This is a genomic window from Novosphingobium sp. (assembly GCF_030699305.1).
Taxonomy (GTDB): Bacteria; Pseudomonadota; Alphaproteobacteria; order Sphingomonadales; family Sphingomonadaceae; genus Novosphingobium.
Genome location: NZ_JAUYNB010000003.1, coordinates 22,689 through 42,185 on the forward strand (window position 1 = coordinate 22,689; position 19,497 = coordinate 42,185).

Consider the following 19,497-nt stretch of genomic DNA (forward strand, 5'->3'; position numbering starts at 1 on the left):
CCCTATCCCCGCGCGACCGCTTCGGCCGCGATCATCCGCGCTTCCGCGCTCAGCCCGGTCCGGTTCAGCGCCGACACGATATGATAAAGATGCAGCCCGGTCATCCGGTTCCAGCCATCGCCCTGCATCCCCAGCCCGGCGAGCAGCACGACCAGCGCCTGGTTGTTGGCATCCGCCGCCTGCTCGATCACGCGGGTCCAGCGGGTCTGCCGGGCCAGATCCAGCCCCAGTTCGGCCCCGAACTCACGCGCAGCCGTGTCATCAATCCGGCGCAAACCCATCAGACCAGCCAGCAGGAACTGGGATTTGCGCGTGCCATCGCTGTCATCGTTGCCCAGAAAGCTGTTCAGCGACGCCGCATCGACCGGGGTGCCGCGCGCCGGTGCGGCCAGCGCCAGCATCGCCCAGGCCGGCGATCCGACGTCGGCTTGCGGCGCCCAGCGCAGCGCGTTCTGGTCGAGTCCCGCCGCCAGCATCGACGCGATCAGCTCAGCTGCGTCACCCTTGAACTCTGCCGCGACCGGCATCCGCGCCGCAGCATAGGCGGTCAGCACTTGCCGCGAATACCGCGCCGCCGGAACGGAACCGCCATCCCACAACTGCCGAATGGCAGCCATCCGGTCACTGGCAGCGGGCGCGGTATAAGCGTTTCGCAGGGTTTCCGCCGCTGCCGACCAGTCGCCGCCAATATCGTCCTGGGCATAGATCTGGCTGTAAAGGTCAACCATCGCCGCGCTGGACAGAATCCCTGCCGCCGCCGCCTGATCAGCACCGGCTGCGCGCGCTGGCAGCGGCACCATCGGCGCCAGCACCGCGCTGTAGGAATAGCGGCGCGGAGCATCCCGCATCAGTGCGGCTGGCGGCTCAAGCCCGGTGGCGATGGTCAGCGCATAGCGCCACGGCGTGATTTCCTTCACCCCGTCCCACTCGATCGTCACCGCGCGGCGCGCTTTACCCGCCGCCCCGGCATATTTCTGCGCCAGCAGGATATCGATCCGGGGCCAGACTTTGCCGCCTTCCAGCCGGTCCAGCTGGGCCATCCCGGCCGTGCTGTCACCCTGAAACGACTGGCAAATCGCGCGCAGCACCTGCCAGTCGGGGTCCTTGCGCACGCCGCCATGCACCGAAACCACCGGACAGATCCCGGTGATGTCGGCGGTGAAGGCATAAGTATCCAACGCCGTCTGGATCAAGGCGGGCGAATAGTTGCCGGCATCGACATCCTGCACGACCGCGCGGGCGACATCGCCTTCGCCCATCCGCAGCAACAACGCCGCGCGCTTGGCCGTGAAATCCGCCGGGTTCATGCCTGCGGGCGCATCCAGCCGCGAAGCCAGCGCACGGCGCAGCAGGATGTGCCCCCAGCGCGACACCATCCGCCCGTTGTTCTTGTCCAGCGCAGCTTCGACCAGCCGGGCATTCTGCCGGGCGAGCGATCCGACCGGCAAACCGCCCTCACCTGCGGCCAGCACCCCGACCTGCTTCATCGAGCGGCGGGCGGCTGCGGGCATGTCCGATTTCGGTTTAAGTCCCAGCAGCGCGTCAAGCTCATCCGGCGTCATCGCCTCAAGCTCTTTCAGTGAGGGCACTTTGACCCCGCTGGGCAAGACCGACGCGGCGCTGGCTGGTCCGCCGGGAATAGCCTGCACCACCGGAACAGAAACCGACCCCTGGCCGGACGAACCGGTCCCGCCCGACTTTGCCGCCGGGACTGCCACAGGTGCAGGCGTGGCGGCCGCAGGCGTGCGGCTGGGGCGCGGCTTGTCAAAACCGGGGGGAAGCAGGGATTCGGGGGCATCCTGCGCAATCGCGAAGGCCGACGTCAGTGCCAGCGCACCGCCGGCCAGCAGCAGGGACAGGCGCTTCACTGGGCGGCTCCCGGTGCGGGAGCGGGCGCGATTGCGGGAAGCGTGACCGGTTCAGCCAGCGGGCGAACCGGGCGCAACCCGCCATCAACCCAGGCATACGCCAACAACGCAGCCAGCGCTGCCGCGCCAATCACCAACCACCCGTATTTCCCGATTCTCAACGCCACCCGCGACCTCACCTTGCGCAATGCTTGCGCTGCGGACTAGCGCAACTATAGGCGTGGCCGCAATGGAACTTGACGAAACCTCGCTGTCTGCGACCGAAATCGAGGCGCTGGCCCGGCGGATCGACCGGCCAGTGGTGCTCGTCGGGATGATGGGCGTGGGCAAATCAAGTGTCGGGCGCAAGCTGGCGAACCTGCTGCACATGCCGTTCGTCGACGCCGATGACGAGATTGAGCGCGCCGCGCAGATGTCGATTCCCGAAATATTCGAACGCTTTGGCGAAGCCCATTTCCGCGACGGCGAACGCCGCGTGATCGCCCGGCTGGTCGATGGTGAGCGCAAGATCATCGCCACCGGCGGGGGCGCATTCGTCAATCCCGAAACCCGCGCCATGATCGTGGACCGCGCGATTGCGGTCTGGCTGGACAGCGATGTCGACACCTTGCTGGAACGGGTCGGGCGCAAGGACAACCGCCCACTGTTGAAACAGGGCGACCCGCGCGAAATCCTCACCCGGCTGCGCGATGAGCGCAAAGTGGCCTATGAACAGGCCCCGATCCACGTGTTCAGCACGCGCGGCCCACACGGGCGGACCATCGGCAAAGTGCTGAAAGGAATTGAAGCATGGCTGTGATCCCGGTCGATATCGCAGGCCGCCCCTATGAAGTGCGGGTCGCCGCAGGCCTGCTCGAAACGCTGGCCCAGCAATGCGCGGGCCGCCTGCGCAAGCGCCGCGTGCCGATTGTCACCGATGAACGCGTTCATGCGGCATGGGGTGCGGTGGTGGAGGCCTCGCTGGTCGCTGCCGGACACGAAGCCGCCTGGCGCATCCTGCCGCCGGGGGAAGCAACCAAAAGCTGGGACCAGCTGTCCGCGCTGGTCGACTGGCTGCTGGCCGAAGAAGTAGAGCGCGGCGATCACATTCTGGCGCTGGGCGGCGGGGTGATCGGTGATCTGACCGGGTTTGCCGCTTCGATCCTGAAGCGCGGCTGCCATTTCATCCAGTTGCCCACCACGTTGCTGGCGCAAGTCGATTCCAGCGTCGGCGGCAAGACCGCGATCAATACCCCCGCCGGCAAGAATCTGGTCGGCGCGTTCCATCAGCCTGCGCTGGTGCTGGCCGATTTGGCCGTGCTGGACACGCTGCCGCAGCGCGAATTGCAGGCGGGCTATGCCGAAGTGGTCAAGTATGGCCTGCTGGGCGACGCGGCGTTCTTCGACTGGTGCGAGGCAAACGGCGCGGCGATGCTGGCAGGCGATCCGGCCCTGCGCGAATATGCCGTGGGCCATTCGGTCGCGGCCAAGGCCCGGATCGTGCAAGCGGACGAGCGTGAAACGCTGGGTCTGCGCGCGCTGCTCAATCTGGGCCACACGTTCGGCCACGCGCTGGAGGCGCAGACCGGCTTTTCCGACCGGCTGCTGCACGGCGAAGGCGTTGCGCTGGGGATGGTGCTGGCGGCGCGCTATTCGGCCCGGCGCGGCCACTTTTCGCCGGCCAATGCGGAGCGGATCGCGCGCCACTTTACGGACGCTGGGATGATGGCCGAAATCAGCGCGCTGGGCCTGAACTGCGATGGCGCGGCGCTGACCGCGCACATGCTGCACGACAAGAAGATGGACGCGGGCACCCTGCCGTTCCTGCTTTTGAACGCGATTGGCGAGGCGTTCCTGGCGAAGGACGTCAGCTTGGCGGATGTGGCCGCCTTCCTCGATGCGGAATTGACCCGCTGACTCACCTAAACAGGGCGATGGACTGCATCCCCACCGCTACCGCGGTGCCATCGGCGTTCCAGATCGCCATGTCCTGGCTGGAACACCCTTTTTCCGCATAATTCCCGGCCGAGCGCAGCAGCCACCAGCCGTCGTTCGTTTCGGGCAGCGGGGTCAGCAGGTTGACCAGCCAGGTCATCGAACTGATCGGCCCGGCGCCGGTCATCAGCAGCAGCACGCCGGGCGGCAAGGCATCGGCACACAGCATCAGTTCCACCATCGGATCCAGTCCGGCGCGGTCTTTCAGTTGCACCCACCAGCCGATTTCCGGTTCTGGCTGGGCCGTACGCGGCAGGCCGAAACGGCGATTGAAGTGGCCGGCAAAGCCCGGCCCGCGCCCGTCCGGAATTGCCCTGGCCTGGTCCACCGGGATCACGCCCGCCGGCGGCGGGACCTGATGCAGGTGCAGCGCGCTTTCCACCGCCCCCATGAACACGAACGTCGCGGTGAGCCCGACCCCGGCCGCGCTGGTGACTTCCACGCTGATCCAGCTGGCATTGCGCCCGCGCCGCAGGATCCGCGCGCGCACATCCACTTCGCCCGACAGCGGACCGACAAAGCTGACCTGCGCAGACCGCAGCGGCGGCAGATCATCGACCAGCCCCCGCGCCGCTTCCAGCGCAAGCGCGGCGGAAAACCCGCCATAGCTGGTGCGGCCCTGCATCCAGTCGTCCGGAATGGTCGTGGCAAAGCCGCCGTCGATACGGCGCAGGTTCGAAAGGGTGTCAGGCAGGCTCATCCGCTTTCCATTGACGTAAACGGAAAGCGGGTCAACTCCTCACCGGAGCGGATCGGTCTTCACGGCCGCGTACTCGCAGACAGCACGCCGCCCACCTTGTCGCTGATCTGCTGGACCGAAAACGGCTTGGGCAGGAAGTGGACATTGGCAATGTCGATTTCCTTGCGCAGCTGTTCCTCGGCATAGCCGGACATGAACAGCACCGGCAGATCAGCCGTAGCCTTGCGGATTTCGCGCACCATCGTCGGGCCGTCCATCACCGGCATGACCACGTCCGACACGATCAGATCGAACTGCGCGCCGCCCTGCACGATTTCCAGCCCCTCGTCGCCGTCGGCGGCAGTGGTGACGGTATAGCCCGCGCGGGTCAGCGCGCGTTCGGCCACGGCGCGGACCATGTCCTCATCCTCGACCAGCAGGATGCGCCCGCCCCCGGCCCACTGGGTCACCACTTCGGGCTTCGAGACCTTGGCGGCCAGTTCTTCCGGCAAGGCGTGATAGACCGGCAGATAGACGCTGAACCGGGTGCCGCGCCCGACTTCGCTGTCGGCAAAGATGAACCCGCCGGATTGCTTGACGATCCCGTAGACCGTCGAAAGCCCCAGCCCGGTGCCCTTGCCCAGCTCCTTGGTGGTGAAGAACGGCTCGAAAATCTTGCCCAGATGATCGGGCGGAATGCCGGTGCCGGTATCCTCAACGATCAGTGCGGTATAGTCCGCCTGCGGCATGATTGCATTGCGCATGGCGCGCACTTCGGCGGCTGTGACGCGCTTGGTCGCCAGGGTCAGCTTGCCGCCGCTTTCGCTGCGCGCCTGCATGGCATCGCGGGCATTGACCGCCAGGTTGACGATCACCTGTTCCAGCTGGGTCGGATCGGCCCGGACTGGCCCCAGCCCGCGATCATGCGTGACAATCAGCTGGATCTTCTCGCCGATCAGCCGCTTGAGCAGGTGCGACACATCCGACACGACATCGGGCAGTTGCAGCACTTCCGGACGCAAGGTCTGCTGCCGGGAAAATGCCAGCAATTGCCGGGTCAGGCTGGCCGCGCGGTTGGAATTGGCGCGGATCTGCTGGATGTCGTCGTAATCGCTGTCACCCGGCGTGTGGCGCAGCAGCATCAGGTCGCAAGTGCCCAGAATGGCGGTCAGCACATTGTTGAAATCATGCGCGACCCCGCCCGCCAGCTGCCCCACGGCCTGCATCTTGGTCGCCTGCGCCACCTGCCGCTTGAGCCGGGTCTCCTCGGTGCTGTCGGTCAGCCCCAGCAGCACCGCCGCATCCCCCAGCCCCCGCACACCGGCAAGGCTGAGCGAAACGGGGTCCTCTGGCTGATGCTTCAGCCGCACCGCAATGTCGCCGCTGCTGACCCCGCCCTGGGCAAAGCGGCGGATCGCATCCGATAGCGGCCCCTTGTCTTCCTGCACCACCAGGTCGGTCGGATAGATCGGCGGCGGCTCGGTTTCGCGCCCGGCGGCACGCATGAACGCGGGATTGGCAAACAGCAGCCGCCCGTCGCGGTCGGCCATGGCCAGACCCAGCGGCAACTGGCCCAGCAGGGCTTCCAGATGCGGCGCAGCCGCCGTGCCTTCCGCACTGCCCCCACCGATGCCCACGCCCTGATCGACCAGCAGCATCAGCGATGGCGCCTGCTCGTAATCAGGGCCGCCGGCCGCATCGGGATCGGCCACGGGCAGGTAATACATCGTCAGCGGCCCGCCGCGTTTGCCCTCGCGCGCCCAGCTGATCCGGTCACGGTCGTCCTGCCGCAGCAGTGCAACAAAATCCTCGCCGCTCAGCAGCGCGGCGGCATCGCCGACGGCGCGCAGGGCAAAGCCGGGGCTGGCGATCCGGATCTTGCCATCGGGATCGACAATCGCGGCGGAAATCCCCGCCTGCGCCAGCGCGTGGCCGAGCTTGCCGGTCAGGTGCGGAACCAGTTCAGCCACCGGGTCAGCCGCGAGCAGCGGCTTGAGCGTCCAGACCAGATAATCGTCCCCGCGCCCGGCCCGCAGCGCTTCAGCCCGCCGGCGGCCGGTCGGCCCCTCAACCGGATCGGCCAGCCCGCTGCCATCGCGCCAGCTGGCGCGGCCGGCCTTGGCGAGCCGTTCGAGCGAGGGATTGTCAACCGGCAGACGCGGCGGGGCGTGCCCGGCCCCGAACCATTCCTCATACCGGGAATTGGCGCAGACCAGCCGCCCGGCGCGGTCAACAATCGCAACCGCGCAATCCGGCCGGTCAATCGCCGCGACTGTAACCGACCAGTCCGGGAGCGTCTGTTCCGGCTCGGACGTGAGCGGTGCAGGCCGGGTCAGCGCCCAGGCAATCGCGCCGAATGCCGCGATCCCGGCCACGAAGACGCCGATCAGCAGCGGTTGACGGGTGATGAACCAGACCGCCGCGATCGTCAGCACCAGCGCGGCAGCAATCAGCAATGCGCCACGCGGGTGCGGTCTGCCAGCCGCCTCGCGGCGTGCCGTCATGACGGTTCGCGTCCTGACAGCAATTGTTCAAGCTTGACCCGGCGCTTGTGCCGGACCCACCAGTTCCAGGTGACCGACGCGACCAGATAGCCGATCGCCGCCGTCACGGTGGAGATGATGAACAGCCCGACCAGCAGCGCGGGAGCGGCATCGGAGAGCATCCAGTAGGCCCACTCACGCAGTCCCGCCCCGTTGTCCATCAATGAATTAAACGTTGATATATCAGCATGAAAGCCCAGCTTGTTCCCAAGATAGATCGATGCTGCGAGGATGAACGGAGTGGTCGCCGGATTGGACAGGAACGTCATCAGCGTCGCGATCGGGATGTTACCCCGGCTGGGCACGCACATCAGCGCCGCACCCAGTATCTGAATGCCCGGAATCAGCGCAAAGATGCCCACCAGCAGGCCCACCGCGGCACCGCGCGGCACCGAGCGGCGCGTAAAGCGCCACAGCTCTGGCCGACGCGCGAACGGCCCGATGAAGCGGGTGTGTTCGAGGTCTTCGCGGCGGGGCATGTTGCGGTTGGCCCAGGCCGCGATGCGGGCGGCAAACGCGCTCATTTATAATCCCGCATGATCCGGGACTGTTCGCGCTTCCAGTCGCGTTCCTTGATCGTTGCGCGCTTGTCCGCCACGTTCTTGCCCTTGGCCAGCGCCAGTTCCACTTTGGCCCGGCCGCGTCCGTTGAAATAGACCGACAGCGGGACCAGCGTCATGCCCTTGCGTTCAACCGCCCCTTGCAGGCGATCAACTTCGCGGCGGTGCAGCAGCAGCTTGCGCGGGCGCTTGGGTTCGTGGTTGTAGCGGTTGCCGTGGCTGAATTCGGGGACGTTGGAATTGACCAGGAATACTTCGCCATTTTTCACTTCGGCATAGGATTCCGCGATCGAGCCTTCGCCAAAGCGCAGGCTTTTCACTTCCGTCCCGGTCAGCATGATGCCCGCTTCCAGCGTCTCATCGATGAAATAGTCATACCGCGCGCGCCGGTTTTCGGCGACGACTTTCTTCTTGTCGAACTGAGCGTGGTTGGGACGGGCCATGGTAAGGCGCATGTAGGGACGGTTTGGTAAAAAAGAAACGTATCATCCGCCCCCTTTTTACCGATCCCCCCGGAAACGTTCCCGCTTAAACCAGCCCGGCGTGCTCCAGCGCGGCATCGACCGCCTTGCGGGCGGCTGCGCTGCACGGCACTAGCGGCAACCGCAGGTCTTCACCAATCCAGTCATGCACCCGGCTCAGCGCATACTTGACCGGCCCCGGCGAGGCATCGTCGAACATCGCATAGTGCAGCGGATAGAGCCTGTCGTTCAGCTCGCGCGCCTTCTCCAGGTTGTTATCGGCGCAGGCCGCCTGAAAATCGGCGCAGAGCCGGGGTGCGACGTTGGCCGTGACCGAGATGCAACCCACCCCGCCCGCGGCATTGAACGGCAGCGCCAGTTCATCATCGCCGCACAGCTGGCACCAGTCCTTCGAAATGCCCATGCGGTGATCGGTCACGCGCGACAGATCGCCGCTGGCATCCTTGATCGCCACGAACGTGCGCGGATAGCGGCGGACCAGTTCGATCACCGTTTCCGGCTTCAGATCGGTCACCGTGCGGCCCGGCACGTTGTAAAGCACGATCGGCAGGTCCGTGTTTTCGGCCAGGAAGCTGAAATGCGCGATCAGCCCTTCCTGGCTGGGGCGGTTGTAATAAGGCGCAACGCACAGGCCCGCCGACGCGCCGCTCTTCTTGGAAAAGTTCAGGTGCAGCCGGGCGTTCATCGTGTCGTTCGATCCGCAGCCCGCGATGATCGGCACGCGGCCGGCGGCCTGCTCGATGCACACCTTGATCACGCGGTGGTGTTCGGCATTGGAAAGCGTCGATGCTTCCCCCGTGGTGCCGCAGGGAACCAGCGCGGCAGAGCCGTTCTCGATCTGCCAGTCAACCAGGCGGCGAAACGCCTTTTCATCAAACGCGCCATCCCGAAACGGGGTGACCAGAGCCGGAATCGAGCCGGAAAACATGGACTTTACCTTTGCACTTGCCCCATAGAAGACGGCGTAGGCCGCCTCGCATCCGGGGATTTCCACCATTCATGGTCTGATAAGGAGCCTTTGGCGACAATGTCCAGTATGCAACGCAAGACAATTCCTTTGCTGCTGGTAACACTGGCTATCGCTCCGGGCTGTGCATGGGCACAAGACGGGGGTGACCGCGACGGGGCCGACTGGGACCGCGCCCGCTCTGCGCTGGTCGGCGCGCCCGCCACCACCATGGCGCAGGCGATTTCCCGCTGGAAACTGCTGTCAGCCTCCGAACGCTTCACGTTCGCCGATTATTCGGGCTTCATGCTGAGCTATCCCGGCTTTCCCGAAGAACCCAAGCTGCGCAACTGGGCAGAGCGCGCGCTGGACCGGGAAAGCATCGATCCGGCCCGGACTGCCGGGTATTTCGATCGCTTCCCGCCCGTCACCAACGCGGCCCGCGCGCATCATGCGCTGGCCCTGTTCGCCCTGAACCGGCCAGAGGCGCTGACCGTCGCCCGCGCGGCCTGGCGCGGCGGCGCGATGAGCGACGCGGCCGAAGCCACGATTTCTGCCCGCATTGCCCATACCCTGACCCCGGACGACCACGATACGCGGATGGACGCGCTGCTGTGGGCCGGCGCTGCGGCGCAGGCAGAGCGGCAATTGCTGTATGTTTCCGCCGCCGCCCGCCCCCGCTTTCTGGCGCGGATGGGGCTGACCAACGGGACCGACCCGAACGGCACCGCGCTGCAACCCGGCGCGGACGCGCTGCGCGACCCCGGCTACCTGTATAACCGTGCGCGGATGTTGCGGCTGGCCGGGCGTCAGGCCGATGCAGTCAGCCTGCTGGCCTATCGTGCGCCGCTGGCCGCGCCGCCGCAGGACGTGCGCAAGTGGATTGCTGAACTGCTGGCCAACGCCCGGCGCGCAGATGCAGGCAGCGCAGCGCGAATCGCGGCGAGCGTGGACGATGCCTTTGCCCCTGGCGCCGATGTCAGCCGCGAATCGTTCCAGATTCGCGATGATTACACCTCGCTGATGTGGCTGGGCGGGACGATGGCGCTGGACGGCCTGAACGATGGGGCCAGGGCTGCCCCGCTGTTCTGGCGCTATGGCGCGGCCGCGCGCACGCCGCAGACCCGGACCAAGGGCTTCTACTGGGCCGGACGGGCCATGGCAAAAGCGGGAAATCCGGCCGAGGCCAACCGTTATTTCGAACTGGCCGCGGCCTTCCCCGATCAGTTCTATGGCATGCTGGCGCTGGAGCGGCTGGGCCGCGCGCTGCCCGCGTTCAACAATGTGCCGGGCGTGATCCCGACCCGCGCCGAGCGTGAGGCGTTCAACGCCCGCGCCCTGACCCAGGCGGTGCGCGAAGTGGCGCGCGAAAGCGACTGGCCGACCGGCGTACGGTTCTTCCGCGAAATCGCCAATCAGGCCGAAACAGAGGCGGAGCACGTGCTGGTGGCCGATCTGGCGCGCGAACTGGGGCGGCGCGATCTGGGCGTGATCCTGGCGCAGGCCGCGCATACCGATGGGTTTGGCGATTTCCAGAAGATCGGCTTTCCGCTGATTCCGATCCCGCAAGGCGGCAACTGGACGATGATCCACGCGATCACCCGGCAGGAAAGCCAGTTTGCGATGAACGCGGTCAGTCATGCCGGCGCGCGCGGGCTGATGCAGCTGATGCCGGGGACCGCGCGCGAACAGGCGGGCAAGCTGGAACTGGCCTATGACCAGCAGGCGCTGACCCGCGATGCCGGTTACAACATCACGCTGGGCAATGCCTACTTCGCGCGGGTGCTGGACTATTTCGGGGGCAGCTATCCGCTGGCGGTGGCGGCTTATAACGCCGGTCCCGGCAACGTGAACAAGTGGCTGCGGCTGAACGGCGATCCGCGCAATGGCTCAATCGACTGGATCGACTGGGTGGAGCGAATCCCGCTGACCGAAACGCGCGGCTATGTGAAATACGTGCTGGAAAACGCGGTGGTCTATGAAGCCATGCACCCCGCCCGCGCGCGGATGCCCGGTCCCAATCCGCTCAGCCGGTTCATCGGCAAGCGGCAGCCTGGATGAAGCCCGCCACGTGAAGCCTGCCAGATGAAACCAGAAGGACCGCCGATCACGCCCGCCGGGTTTGCCGCGCTGCGCGCTCGTTATGACTATTTGCTGGGCACCGAACGCCCGGCGATCGTCGAAGTGGTCAGCTGGGCGGCGGGCAATGGTGATCGCAGCGAGAACGGCGATTACCTCTATGGCCGCAAGCGGATGCGCGAGATTGACCGCGAACTGGCGCATCTGGCGCGGCGGATGAAAATCCTGCGCGTGATCGACCCGGCCCGGCAGGAAGACCAGCGCCGCGCGTGGTTCGGGGCCACCGTCACCATTGCGGATGAGGATGACACCCAGCGCACCCTGACGCTGATCGGCGATGACGAACAGGACGCGAGCGCCGGCCTGATCGGGTGGAGCGCACCGCTGGCCCGCGCCCTGCGCGGCGCGGCCTTGGGCGATTTACGGCGGGTCAGCCTGCCCGGCGGGGAAAAGGAATGGGAAGTTCTGGCGATCGCTTATCCCGCCGGGTAACGTCGTTCATTCCATTTGACCGACCCTGCAATCTGACTGGCCCTGCAATTTGACCGGCCTTTCTATTTGGCCAGTTTGTGCTAAGGGCCAGTCATCGTGGTTTTTCGCCTGTAAGCGACCGCGGCTGAGAGACCCTGCGCGCTCCCGCTTACCAGCCGGAGCCTGCCCATGGATCTCAACTCCCTTTATTCCAGTCACCAAGTCGCGCTGATGCGCGCCGCCGCCAGTGGCTGCCGCTCTTTGGGCGGTGTCCACCTTGCCGCCGCCGAAGCGCTGGCCGCCCGGATCGCCTGTTTCCAGGACCGCCTGGGTGCATCCGCCTCAACCGGCTGGGCCGCGATTGCCGCGCCCGCAGGCTGTGAGTGCGCCGCATGAGCCGCGCGATGAACATCAAGCTGACCGAGGCCGAAGTGCTGGCGGAATGCAAGACCCGCAACGTCAAGGTCAGCGCGATCGAACCGCTGCCCGGTGTCGGGACGCATCTGGTGTGCGTGACCATCGAAGGCGCGGACGAAATCCGCGCCCGGCTGAAAAAGCACCTGATCATCGGCAACGTGAAACGCTTTCCGTTCTACCGCGTTCCCGGCGCCTGGTAGGGGCTTTTCCGCTGGCCTTGCTTCTGGCAAGGCTGGCGGACCATGGCTGACATCATCAACCTTCGGATGGCCCGCAAGGCCCGCGCGCGCGGCGAAGCCCAGACAGTGGCAGCCGAAAACCGCGCCCGGTTCGGGCAGGACAAGGCCAGCCGCAGCAAGCGTCAGCTTGATACTGCGCGCGCCGCACGATTGATCGACGGCGCGCGGCGCGAGGACGATTGATGCGCACCACGTATGACAACGCCACCGTCCGGCTGTACCACCTCGACAGTGCCAGCGAAGGCGGCGCGGCGACCACGCTGTGCTATGCCCCGCTGGCAGAGGCACTGGCGATGGCCGCCGCCCAGCCCGAAGAGATGCAGGACGGCCTGTTCATCGCCACCGACAACGATGTGGTGGCGTATCTGGACCTGATCGGGCAATAGCGCCGCCGATGAAGCTTCGTTTCACTGCTGCCATGCTTGCACTGGCCGCGTTGGCCGCCCCGGCCAGCGCCCGCGACGCGCTGGGGATGTTCGGCGATTGGGGCGCGTTCCGCGATCCCGCCGTGCCGCGCTGCTATGCGATTGCCAAAGCCGCCCCGTCCACCTTGCGGCGCGATTACCAGCCTTATGCCGATGTGGCGTTCTGGCCGAAGCAGGGCGTGCGCGGGCAAGTTCACTTTCGCCTGTCGCGCAAACTGGCGGGCAATTCCGCGATCACGCTCAGCATCAGCGGCCAGAAGATCGCGCTGACCGGCGGCGGCGGTGATGCCTGGGCGCCGGACAAGCGCGCCGATGCGGCGATCATCGCGGCGATGCGCTCCGCCCGCGAAATGACCGTCAGCGCGCGCGATGCGAGCGGCCGGGGCTTTTCCAACACGTGGACTTTGGCCGGGGCGGCCACCGCCATGGATGCCGCCGCCGTGGGATGCGCGGCCATTCGCTAGCTTTTGCGGGGCGATGGCCCTATAGCGCGCGGCTTATGGCCGATACTGCACTAATGCCCATCCCCGGACAGATTGATCCGGTGCCCACCCCTCGCGACATCACCCCGCGCGCCGATGGCCGCGTCGACTTGCTCGGCCTGCCCCGCCTGCGCATCGCCGAACTGTTCGCCGCTGCCGGACTGGATGCCAAGGCGGCGAAGCTGCGCGCCAAGCAGGTGTTCCACTGGCTCTATCACCGCGGTGTCACCGATTTCGATGCGATGACCGATATCGCCAAGACGATGCGGCCTTGGCTGGCCGAACGCTTCGTGATCGGACGGCCGGAAATCGTGCTGGCCCAGCATTCGACCGACGGCACCCGCAAGTGGCTGCTCAAAACCGATGACGGCCACGAATACGAAATGGTGTTCATCCCCGATGCGGACCGGGGCACGCTGTGCGTGTCCAGTCAGGTCGGCTGCACGCTCAATTGCCGGTTCTGCCACACCGGCACGATGCGGCTGGTGCGCAACCTGACGCCGGGCGAGATCGTCGGCCAGGTCATGCTGGCGCGCGATGCGCTGGGCGAATGGCCCAAGGGTTCGATGGCCGGGCTGGACGAGGTCGAGGACGAGGATGGCGGCGGATATACCCCCGATGGCCGCCTGCTGACCAACATCGTGATGATGGGCATGGGCGAGCCGCTCTACAACTTCGACAACGTCCGCGATGCGCTGAAGCTGGTGATGGACGGCGATGGGCTGGCGCTGTCAAAGCGCCGGATCACCCTGTCGACCAGCGGCGTCGTGCCGATGATGGCCCGCTGCGGCGCCGAAATCGGCGTCAATCTGGCCGTTTCGCTCCACGCCACCAACAAGGCCGTGCGCGATGAAATCGTGCCGATCAACCGCAAGTATGGGCTGGAAGAACTGCTGGCAGCCTGCGCCGATTACCCCGGTGCGTCGAACGCGCGGCGCATCACGTTTGAATACGTGATGTTGAAGGACAAGAACGACAGCGATGCCGACGCGCGCGAACTGGTGCGGCTGATCAAGCAATACCGGCTGCCCGCGAAGGTCAACCTGATCCCGTTCAACCCCTGGCCCGGCGCGATCTATGAATGCTCCACCCCCGAACGGGTCCGGCGCTTTTCCGACATCGTGTTCGAAGCCGGGATCAGCGCGCCCGTTCGCACCCCGCGCGGCCGCGATATCGACGCGGCCTGCGGCCAGCTGAAAACCGCCGCCCAGAAAATGAGCCGCGCCGAACTGGACCGGCTGGCCGATGAAAAGCAGGCCGCGCTGGGCTAATCCAGTGCGGCACCCGCCGCGATCGTATCCACGCGCCCGCCAATCCAGACCGCACCGTCCGCTTCGATCCGGCAATGCACGCGCCCGTCCGCGCCAATCTGCTGCCCTTGCCCCGCCACGTAAGCGTTCTGTGCCAGCCCGCTGCCGAACAGGTATTGCGCGGTGGCGGCGTTGAGGCTGCCAGTGACGGGATCTTCCTTCAGTTCGCCATTGGCATTGGCGAAGAACGCCCGCACTTCCCACGCCGGATCAGCGCCAGCGTGCGGCCCGACCAGCCCGACGTCGGTCCCCGTTGGCGCGCGGGCGACCGGCTGGGCGGCGAGCACATCGGCGGCTGAGCGCAGCCGCAGCAGCTTCCACCCCGGCCCGTTGTTGGCGTGGACCGCATCGACAATCGCGGCCTCAGCCACTCCGGTAAGCCGTGCGACTTCCGCGCGTTCGTCCGCCGCCAGCGGTCCATCCCGCAGCAGCGGCGGGGCCTTGAACGCCAGCCGGTCAGCCTCGATCCGCACTTCGACCAGCCCGACCCCGCATTCCTGCACCACCACGCCCGCGCGTTTCGGCTGGCCCCCGGCGCGCAGCCACGCGTGCGCGGTGCCCAGTGTCGGATGCCCGGCGAACGGCAGTTCCCCCGCCGGATAGAAAATCCGCACGCGGTAATCGGCAACGGGATCGGTCGGCGGCAACAGGAAGGTGCATTCCGAAAACCCGATCCAGCGGGTCAGTTGCAGCATCGCCTCCGCGCTCATGCCATCCGCGCCGTGGACCACCCCCAGCGGATTGCCCGCCATCGCCCGCGCCCCGAACACATCGACCAGATCAAGCTTCATTCGCCGCGCTCCGTCACTTGTCCAACTATCCGCCCAGCAGCGCTAACCGTTCATCGCGCGAAGGCAACCTCGATGCGCTGCGGACCACAAAAGCCGTCATCTACCCATAGGCCTTTCGTCCCGCCCCGATTGACGGGACCAACCATAATCCGCACAGATTGGCGCGATGACCCGTCCCGCCGTTCTCATTACCGGAGGCGCCAAGCGCATCGGCGCCGTGCTGACCCGCACGTTTGCCGCTGCGGGCTGGCACGTGGTGATCCACGTCAAGGATTCCGGCCCCGATGCGGAAAGGCTGGCCGCCACGCTGCCATCGGCCGAAGTGGTCACCTGCGATCTGACCGATCCCGCCGCCGCCGCCGCGATGATCAAGCAGCTCGCCGCGCGGCTGGATGACTGGCGCGTGCTGGTGAACTGCGCCGCCGTGTTCAACCTCGATACCGCGCGGGAAATCGACCACGCGACCTATGTCGAGGCGGTGACCGTCAACGCTGAAAGCCCGGCGCGGATGGCGCAGGCGTTCCTGGCCCATGCCCGCACGAATGGTGGCCGCCGGGTGATCAATTTCCTCGATCAGAAGCTGCGCAACCCCAACCCCGATTTCTTCAGCTACACGATGGCCAAGCACGGGCTGGCGGCGGCGACGACAATGCTGGCGATGGCGCAGGACCGCACGGAGGACCGCATCTATGGTCTGGCTCCCGGCGCGATGATGGCCAGTTTCGATCAGGCACCGGAAGAGCACGAAGTCAGCGGGCGGATGAACCTGCTGCGGCGGCTGACCGATCCGCAGGAACTGGCCGACGCCGCGCTGTGGCTGGCGCAAGGCTGGCTGGCCAGCGGCGAGACGCTCTATATCGATTCGGGCCAGCACCTGCTGGCGCAGCCGCGCGATGTGCTCTACCTCGCGCGGGCATGATTCCCGAACCGCTCAGCATTTTCGCCGCCTCCACGGTTGTCGTCGCCCTCGCCGAAATCGGCGACAAGACGATGCTGCTCGCCATTGTCCTGGCCGCGCGGCTGCGCGCGCCCTGGCAGATTCTGGCGGGCATATTCGTTGCGACCATTGCCAACCATGGGCTGGCGGCACTGATCGGACAGGAAGTGGCCGGGCTGCTCGATGCGCAGTGGTTCCGGATCACGGTTGCGCTGGGGTTCATCGCCATGGCCGCGTGGACGCTGGTGCCGGACAAACTGGACGATGACGAGGAAGGCTTCCGCCAGCGCGGCGGCGCGTTCCTGACCACGGCGGTCGCGTTCTTCCTGGTCGAAATGGGCGACAAGACCCAGATCGCCACAATCGCGCTCGGCGCGCAGTATCAGAGCGTCGCCATCGTCGCGGCCGGGACCACGCTGGGGATGATGCTGGCCAACGCCCCGGCGGTGTTCCTGGGCGAGGAACTGGTCAAGCGCGTGTCGCTGAACGCCACCCGCATCGCCGCCGCGCTGTTGTTCCTGGCACTGGGACTGTGGCAGCTTGCAGTAATCCTCGGCTGGCTGTGACACTGGCGCAATAGGGCTTGTTTCCGACCGCAGGAGGCATAGTCTTGCCCCCATGTGGTTACTCGACAAGATGCTTCGCGCGCTGGTCCGGGACGGCCAGCTGGTCGTCACCGATTTTGACGGCAAGATTCACAGCTACGGCGATCCCGCTGCCGATCCGGTGCGCATCCGCTTCACCGATAAAGGCGCGTCGTTCCACGTCGCGCGCGATCCGCGCATCGGCGCGGGCGAGGCCTATATGGACGGGCGGCTGGTGGTCGAACCCCCGCACGACATCCGCGACATGGTGCTGCTGGTCATGCGCAATGCCAACCGGTCCGGCGGCAATATCAAGCCGCCCGGCAAGCTGCGCCGCGCACTCGATTGGGCCGCTGCCAAGGGCGACCAGATCAACCTGCGGGCCAAGGCCAGCACCAATGTCACCCACCACTATGACCTGACGCGTGAATTCTATGAGCTGTTCCTCGATGAGGACCGGCAATACACGATGGCCTATTTCCGCGATCCGGCCAATTCGCTCGAACGCGCGCAGATCGACAAGCAGGCGCTGATCGCGGCCAAACTGCGGCTGGAACCGGGCCGGGCCGAAGGGATGCGCCTGCTCGATATCGGCTGCGGCTGGGGCGGGTTGGGACTGTATCTCAACCGCCATTTCGGGATCGAGGTGCTGGGCGTTTCGCTCGCCCCCGATCAGGTCCGCTTCGCCAACGAACGGGCACAGGCAGCGGGCGTCGCCGACCGGGTAAAGTTCCAGCTGATCGATTACCGCGACGTCACCGGCCAGTTCGACCGGATCACCAGCGTCGGGATGATCGAACACGTCGGCGCGCCGCACTTTGGCGAATACTTTGCCAAGACAAACGAGCTGCTGGCCGATGACGGCATCATGCTTACCCACACCATCGGCCGCACCGGCCCGCCCGGCACGACCGACAAGTGGACCCGCAAGTACATCTTCCCCGGCGGCTACATCCCGGCGATGAGCGAACTGGTTGCCGCGCTGGAGCGCACCAAGTGGGAAATCGCGGATATCGAGGTCTTGCGCTATCACTACGCCCACACCCTGGCCGAATGGTATGCCCGCGCGAGTCGGCATGAGGCAGAGATCACGGCGCTCTATGACGCGCGGCTGTTCCGGATGTGGCAGTTCTATCTGGCCGGAGCAGAGCAAAGCTTTCGCTCAGGCGGAATGGTCAATTTCCACATCCAGTCGGTCAAGCGCCGCGATGCCGTGCCGATGACCCGCGATTACATCGGCGCCGAAGCCGCGCGGCTGGCGGCGCTGGATGAAGCGCCGGAGTGGCATCTGGCCCGCGATTGATCCTCCCCGTTCCGGCGATGGGGGACCATGCGCAGCGTGGTGGAGCGGCACGCGCAGGTAGCTGGCGCCGCGGTTTTCATTTCCGCTTTGACCATCGCCTTCCTCCCCTTGCCGTCACGGCCCCCATGGCTTAGGGGCGCGCTGCAATCCTAACGTCAACGCAGTGGAACTCCAGCCATGTCGGATATCAAGAAAGTCGTCCTCGCTTATTCCGGCGGCCTCGACACCTCGGTCATCCTCAAGTGGCTGCAAGTCACCTACAACTGCGAAGTGATCACCTTCACCGCCGATCTTGGGCAGGGTGAGGAACTGGAACCGGCGCGCGCCAAGGCCAAGCTGATGGGCCTGCCCGATGCGAACATCTATATCGACGACCTGCGCGAGGAATTCGTGCGCGATTTCGTTTTCCCGATGATGCGCGCCAACGCCCGTTACGAGGGCGATTACCTGCTCGGCACCTCCATCGCCCGCCCGCTGATTTCCAAGCGCCTGATCGAGATCGCGCATGAAACCGGCGCGGATGCCATCGCCCACGGCGCGACCGGCAAGGGCAACGATCAGGTGCGGTTCGAGTTGTCGGCCTATGCGCTGGACCCGAACATCAAGGTCATCGCCCCCTGGCGCGAATGGGATCTGACCAGCCGCACCGCGCTGATCGAGTGGGCCGAACAGCACCAGATCCCGGTGCCCAAGGACAAGCGCGGCGAAAGCCCGTTTTCGACCGACGCGAACCTGCTCCACACCAGTAGCGAGGGCAAAGTGCTGGAAGATCCGTGGGAAGAAACCCCGGACTATGTCTATTCGCGCACGGTCAACCCGGAAGACGCGCCCGACGCGCCGGAATATATCACGATCGATTTCGAACGCGGTGACGGCGTGGCACTGAACGGCACGGCCATGAGCCCGGCCACACTGCTCACGGAACTGAACGAGCTGGGCCGCAAGCACGGCATCGGCCGCCTCGATCTGGTCGAAAACCGCTTCGTCGGTATGAAGAGCCGCGGGATGTACGAAACCCCCGGCGGCGAAATCTATGCCCGCGCGCACCGCGGCATCGAACAGATCACGCTCGATCGCGGCGCGGCGCATCTGAAGGATGAGCTGATGCCCAAGTATGCCGAGCTGATCTACAACGGCTTCTGGTTCGCGCCGGAACGCGAAATGCTCCAGGCCGCAATCGACCACAGCCAGGAAAAGGTCTCCGGCACCGTCCGGCTGAAACTGTACAAGGGTCAGGCCTCGGTCGTGGGCCGCAAGTCGCCCAATTCGCTGTACTCGGAACGCCACGTGACGTTCGAGGACGATGCCGGGGCTTATGACCAGAAGGACGCGGCCGGCTTCATCAAGCTTAACGCACTCCGGTTGCGCCTCTTGGCGCAGCGGGACCGCTAAGCGCGAGAAAACCGC

At 66.1% G+C, this 19,497-nt stretch carries 21 protein-coding genes; 14 read left to right on the top strand and 7 right to left on the bottom strand.

Annotation, left to right across the window (positions count from 1 at the left end; genetic code table 11):
* Nucleotides 1–2: 2 nt before the first annotated feature.
* The gene (locus tag Q8Q53_RS00225; RefSeq protein ID WP_305699730.1) at nt 3–1,868 is read right to left on the bottom strand and encodes a hypothetical protein; all 1,866 of its coding nucleotides are present in this window, start codon (nt 1,866–1,868) and stop codon (nt 3–5) included.
* A 229-nt stretch (nt 1,869–2,097) separates the two neighbouring features.
* Here Q8Q53_RS00225 and Q8Q53_RS00230 point away from each other — a divergent pair, with 229 nt between their 5' ends.
* Together Q8Q53_RS00230 and aroB are read left to right on the top strand one after the other, a co-directional pair.
* Nucleotides 2,098–2,667, top strand: a complete 570-nt coding sequence (locus Q8Q53_RS00230; RefSeq protein ID WP_305699731.1) for a shikimate kinase — start codon at nt 2,098–2,100, stop codon at nt 2,665–2,667.
* Nucleotides 2,658–3,764, top strand: coding sequence for a 3-dehydroquinate synthase (gene aroB / locus Q8Q53_RS00235; RefSeq protein WP_305699732.1), 1,107 nt, complete (start codon nt 2,658–2,660; stop codon nt 3,762–3,764). Before Q8Q53_RS00230 ends, aroB begins: the two co-directional genes overlap by 10 nt.
* A 1-nt stretch (nt 3,765) precedes the next feature.
* On the opposite strand, the gene Q8Q53_RS00240 is transcribed toward aroB, so the two are convergent.
* The 5 genes from Q8Q53_RS00240 to dapA all read right to left on the bottom strand — a co-directional run bounded on the left by Q8Q53_RS00240 (nt 3,766) and on the right by dapA (nt 9,034).
* The gene (locus Q8Q53_RS00240; RefSeq protein WP_305699733.1) at nt 3,766–4,542 is read right to left on the bottom strand and encodes a thioesterase family protein; all 777 of its coding nucleotides are present in this window, start codon (nt 4,540–4,542) and stop codon (nt 3,766–3,768) included.
* Nucleotides 4,543–4,601: 59 nt separating this feature from the next.
* The gene (locus tag Q8Q53_RS00245; RefSeq protein ID WP_305699734.1) at nt 4,602–7,025 is read right to left on the bottom strand and encodes a response regulator; all 2,424 of its coding nucleotides are present in this window, start codon (nt 7,023–7,025) and stop codon (nt 4,602–4,604) included.
* Nucleotides 7,022–7,588, bottom strand: coding sequence for a DUF2062 domain-containing protein (locus tag Q8Q53_RS00250; RefSeq protein WP_305699735.1), 567 nt, complete (start codon nt 7,586–7,588; stop codon nt 7,022–7,024). Before Q8Q53_RS00250 ends, Q8Q53_RS00245 begins: the two co-directional genes overlap by 4 nt.
* Nucleotides 7,585–8,067, bottom strand: coding sequence for an SsrA-binding protein SmpB (smpB, locus tag Q8Q53_RS00255; protein WP_305699736.1), 483 nt, complete (start codon nt 8,065–8,067; stop codon nt 7,585–7,587). The genes Q8Q53_RS00250 and smpB overlap by 4 nt, the downstream gene beginning before the upstream one ends.
* Before the next feature lie 85 nt (nt 8,068–8,152).
* Nucleotides 8,153–9,034, bottom strand: coding sequence for a 4-hydroxy-tetrahydrodipicolinate synthase (dapA, locus tag Q8Q53_RS00260; protein ID WP_305699737.1), 882 nt, complete (start codon nt 9,032–9,034; stop codon nt 8,153–8,155).
* A 99-nt stretch (nt 9,035–9,133) separates the two neighbouring features.
* Here dapA and Q8Q53_RS00265 point away from each other — a divergent pair, with 99 nt between their 5' ends.
* The 8 genes from Q8Q53_RS00265 to rlmN all read left to right on the top strand — a co-directional run bounded on the left by Q8Q53_RS00265 (nt 9,134) and on the right by rlmN (nt 14,436).
* Nucleotides 9,134–11,113, top strand: coding sequence for a lytic transglycosylase domain-containing protein (locus tag Q8Q53_RS00265; RefSeq protein ID WP_305699738.1), 1,980 nt, complete (start codon nt 9,134–9,136; stop codon nt 11,111–11,113).
* Between the two features lie 24 nt (nt 11,114–11,137).
* Nucleotides 11,138–11,623, top strand: a complete 486-nt coding sequence (locus tag Q8Q53_RS00270; protein WP_305699739.1) for a GreA/GreB family elongation factor — start codon at nt 11,138–11,140, stop codon at nt 11,621–11,623.
* Nucleotides 11,624–11,791: 168 nt separating this feature from the next.
* On the top strand, nt 11,792–11,998 hold the full coding sequence (locus Q8Q53_RS00275; RefSeq protein WP_305699740.1) for a hypothetical protein: 207 nt from the start codon (nt 11,792–11,794) through the stop codon (nt 11,996–11,998).
* On the top strand, nt 11,995–12,219 hold the full coding sequence (locus Q8Q53_RS00280; protein WP_305699741.1) for a hypothetical protein: 225 nt from the start codon (nt 11,995–11,997) through the stop codon (nt 12,217–12,219). Before Q8Q53_RS00275 ends, Q8Q53_RS00280 begins: the two co-directional genes overlap by 4 nt.
* A gap of 42 nt (nt 12,220–12,261) precedes the next feature.
* Nucleotides 12,262–12,441, top strand: a complete 180-nt coding sequence (locus tag Q8Q53_RS00285) for a DUF4169 family protein (RefSeq protein WP_305699742.1) — start codon at nt 12,262–12,264, stop codon at nt 12,439–12,441.
* Nucleotides 12,441–12,644: a hypothetical protein gene (locus Q8Q53_RS00290; protein WP_305699743.1), complete on the top strand. Its 204-nt coding sequence runs from the start codon at nt 12,441–12,443 to the stop codon at nt 12,642–12,644. Before Q8Q53_RS00285 ends, Q8Q53_RS00290 begins: the two co-directional genes overlap by 1 nt.
* A gap of 8 nt (nt 12,645–12,652) precedes the next feature.
* Complete coding sequence (locus Q8Q53_RS00295) at nt 12,653–13,147, top strand: hypothetical protein (protein WP_305699744.1); 495 nt, start codon at nt 12,653–12,655, stop codon at nt 13,145–13,147.
* Nucleotides 13,148–13,182: 35 nt separating this feature from the next.
* Nucleotides 13,183–14,436, top strand: coding sequence for a 23S rRNA (adenine(2503)-C(2))-methyltransferase RlmN (rlmN, locus tag Q8Q53_RS00300; protein ID WP_305699745.1), 1,254 nt, complete (start codon nt 13,183–13,185; stop codon nt 14,434–14,436).
* Here the strand turns inward: rlmN and Q8Q53_RS00305 are convergent.
* The gene (locus Q8Q53_RS00305; RefSeq protein ID WP_305699746.1) at nt 14,433–15,266 is read right to left on the bottom strand and encodes a PhzF family phenazine biosynthesis protein; all 834 of its coding nucleotides are present in this window, start codon (nt 15,264–15,266) and stop codon (nt 14,433–14,435) included. The two genes, rlmN and Q8Q53_RS00305, sit on opposite strands and share 4 nt — an antisense overlap.
* Nucleotides 15,267–15,432: 166 nt before the next feature.
* On the opposite strand from Q8Q53_RS00305, the gene Q8Q53_RS00310 reads away from it, so the two are divergent.
* From Q8Q53_RS00310 to Q8Q53_RS00325, 4 genes are all read left to right on the top strand, one after another.
* On the top strand, nt 15,433–16,185 hold the full coding sequence (locus Q8Q53_RS00310) for an SDR family oxidoreductase (protein WP_305699747.1): 753 nt from the start codon (nt 15,433–15,435) through the stop codon (nt 16,183–16,185).
* The gene (locus Q8Q53_RS00315; RefSeq protein ID WP_305699748.1) at nt 16,182–16,769 is read left to right on the top strand and encodes a TMEM165/GDT1 family protein; all 588 of its coding nucleotides are present in this window, start codon (nt 16,182–16,184) and stop codon (nt 16,767–16,769) included. Before Q8Q53_RS00310 ends, Q8Q53_RS00315 begins: the two co-directional genes overlap by 4 nt.
* A 52-nt stretch (nt 16,770–16,821) precedes the next feature.
* Nucleotides 16,822–18,090 (top strand): cyclopropane-fatty-acyl-phospholipid synthase family protein, encoded by a 1,269-nt coding sequence (locus Q8Q53_RS00320; protein ID WP_305699749.1) that lies wholly within the window; start codon nt 16,822–16,824, stop codon nt 18,088–18,090.
* A 177-nt stretch (nt 18,091–18,267) separates the two neighbouring features.
* Nucleotides 18,268–19,482 carry an argininosuccinate synthase gene (locus Q8Q53_RS00325; RefSeq protein WP_305699750.1) on the top strand — a complete coding sequence of 405 codons (1,215 nt, stop codon included), beginning with the start codon at nt 18,268–18,270 and terminating at the stop codon, nt 19,480–19,482.
* The last annotated feature ends 15 nt before the right edge of the window (nt 19,483–19,497 follow it).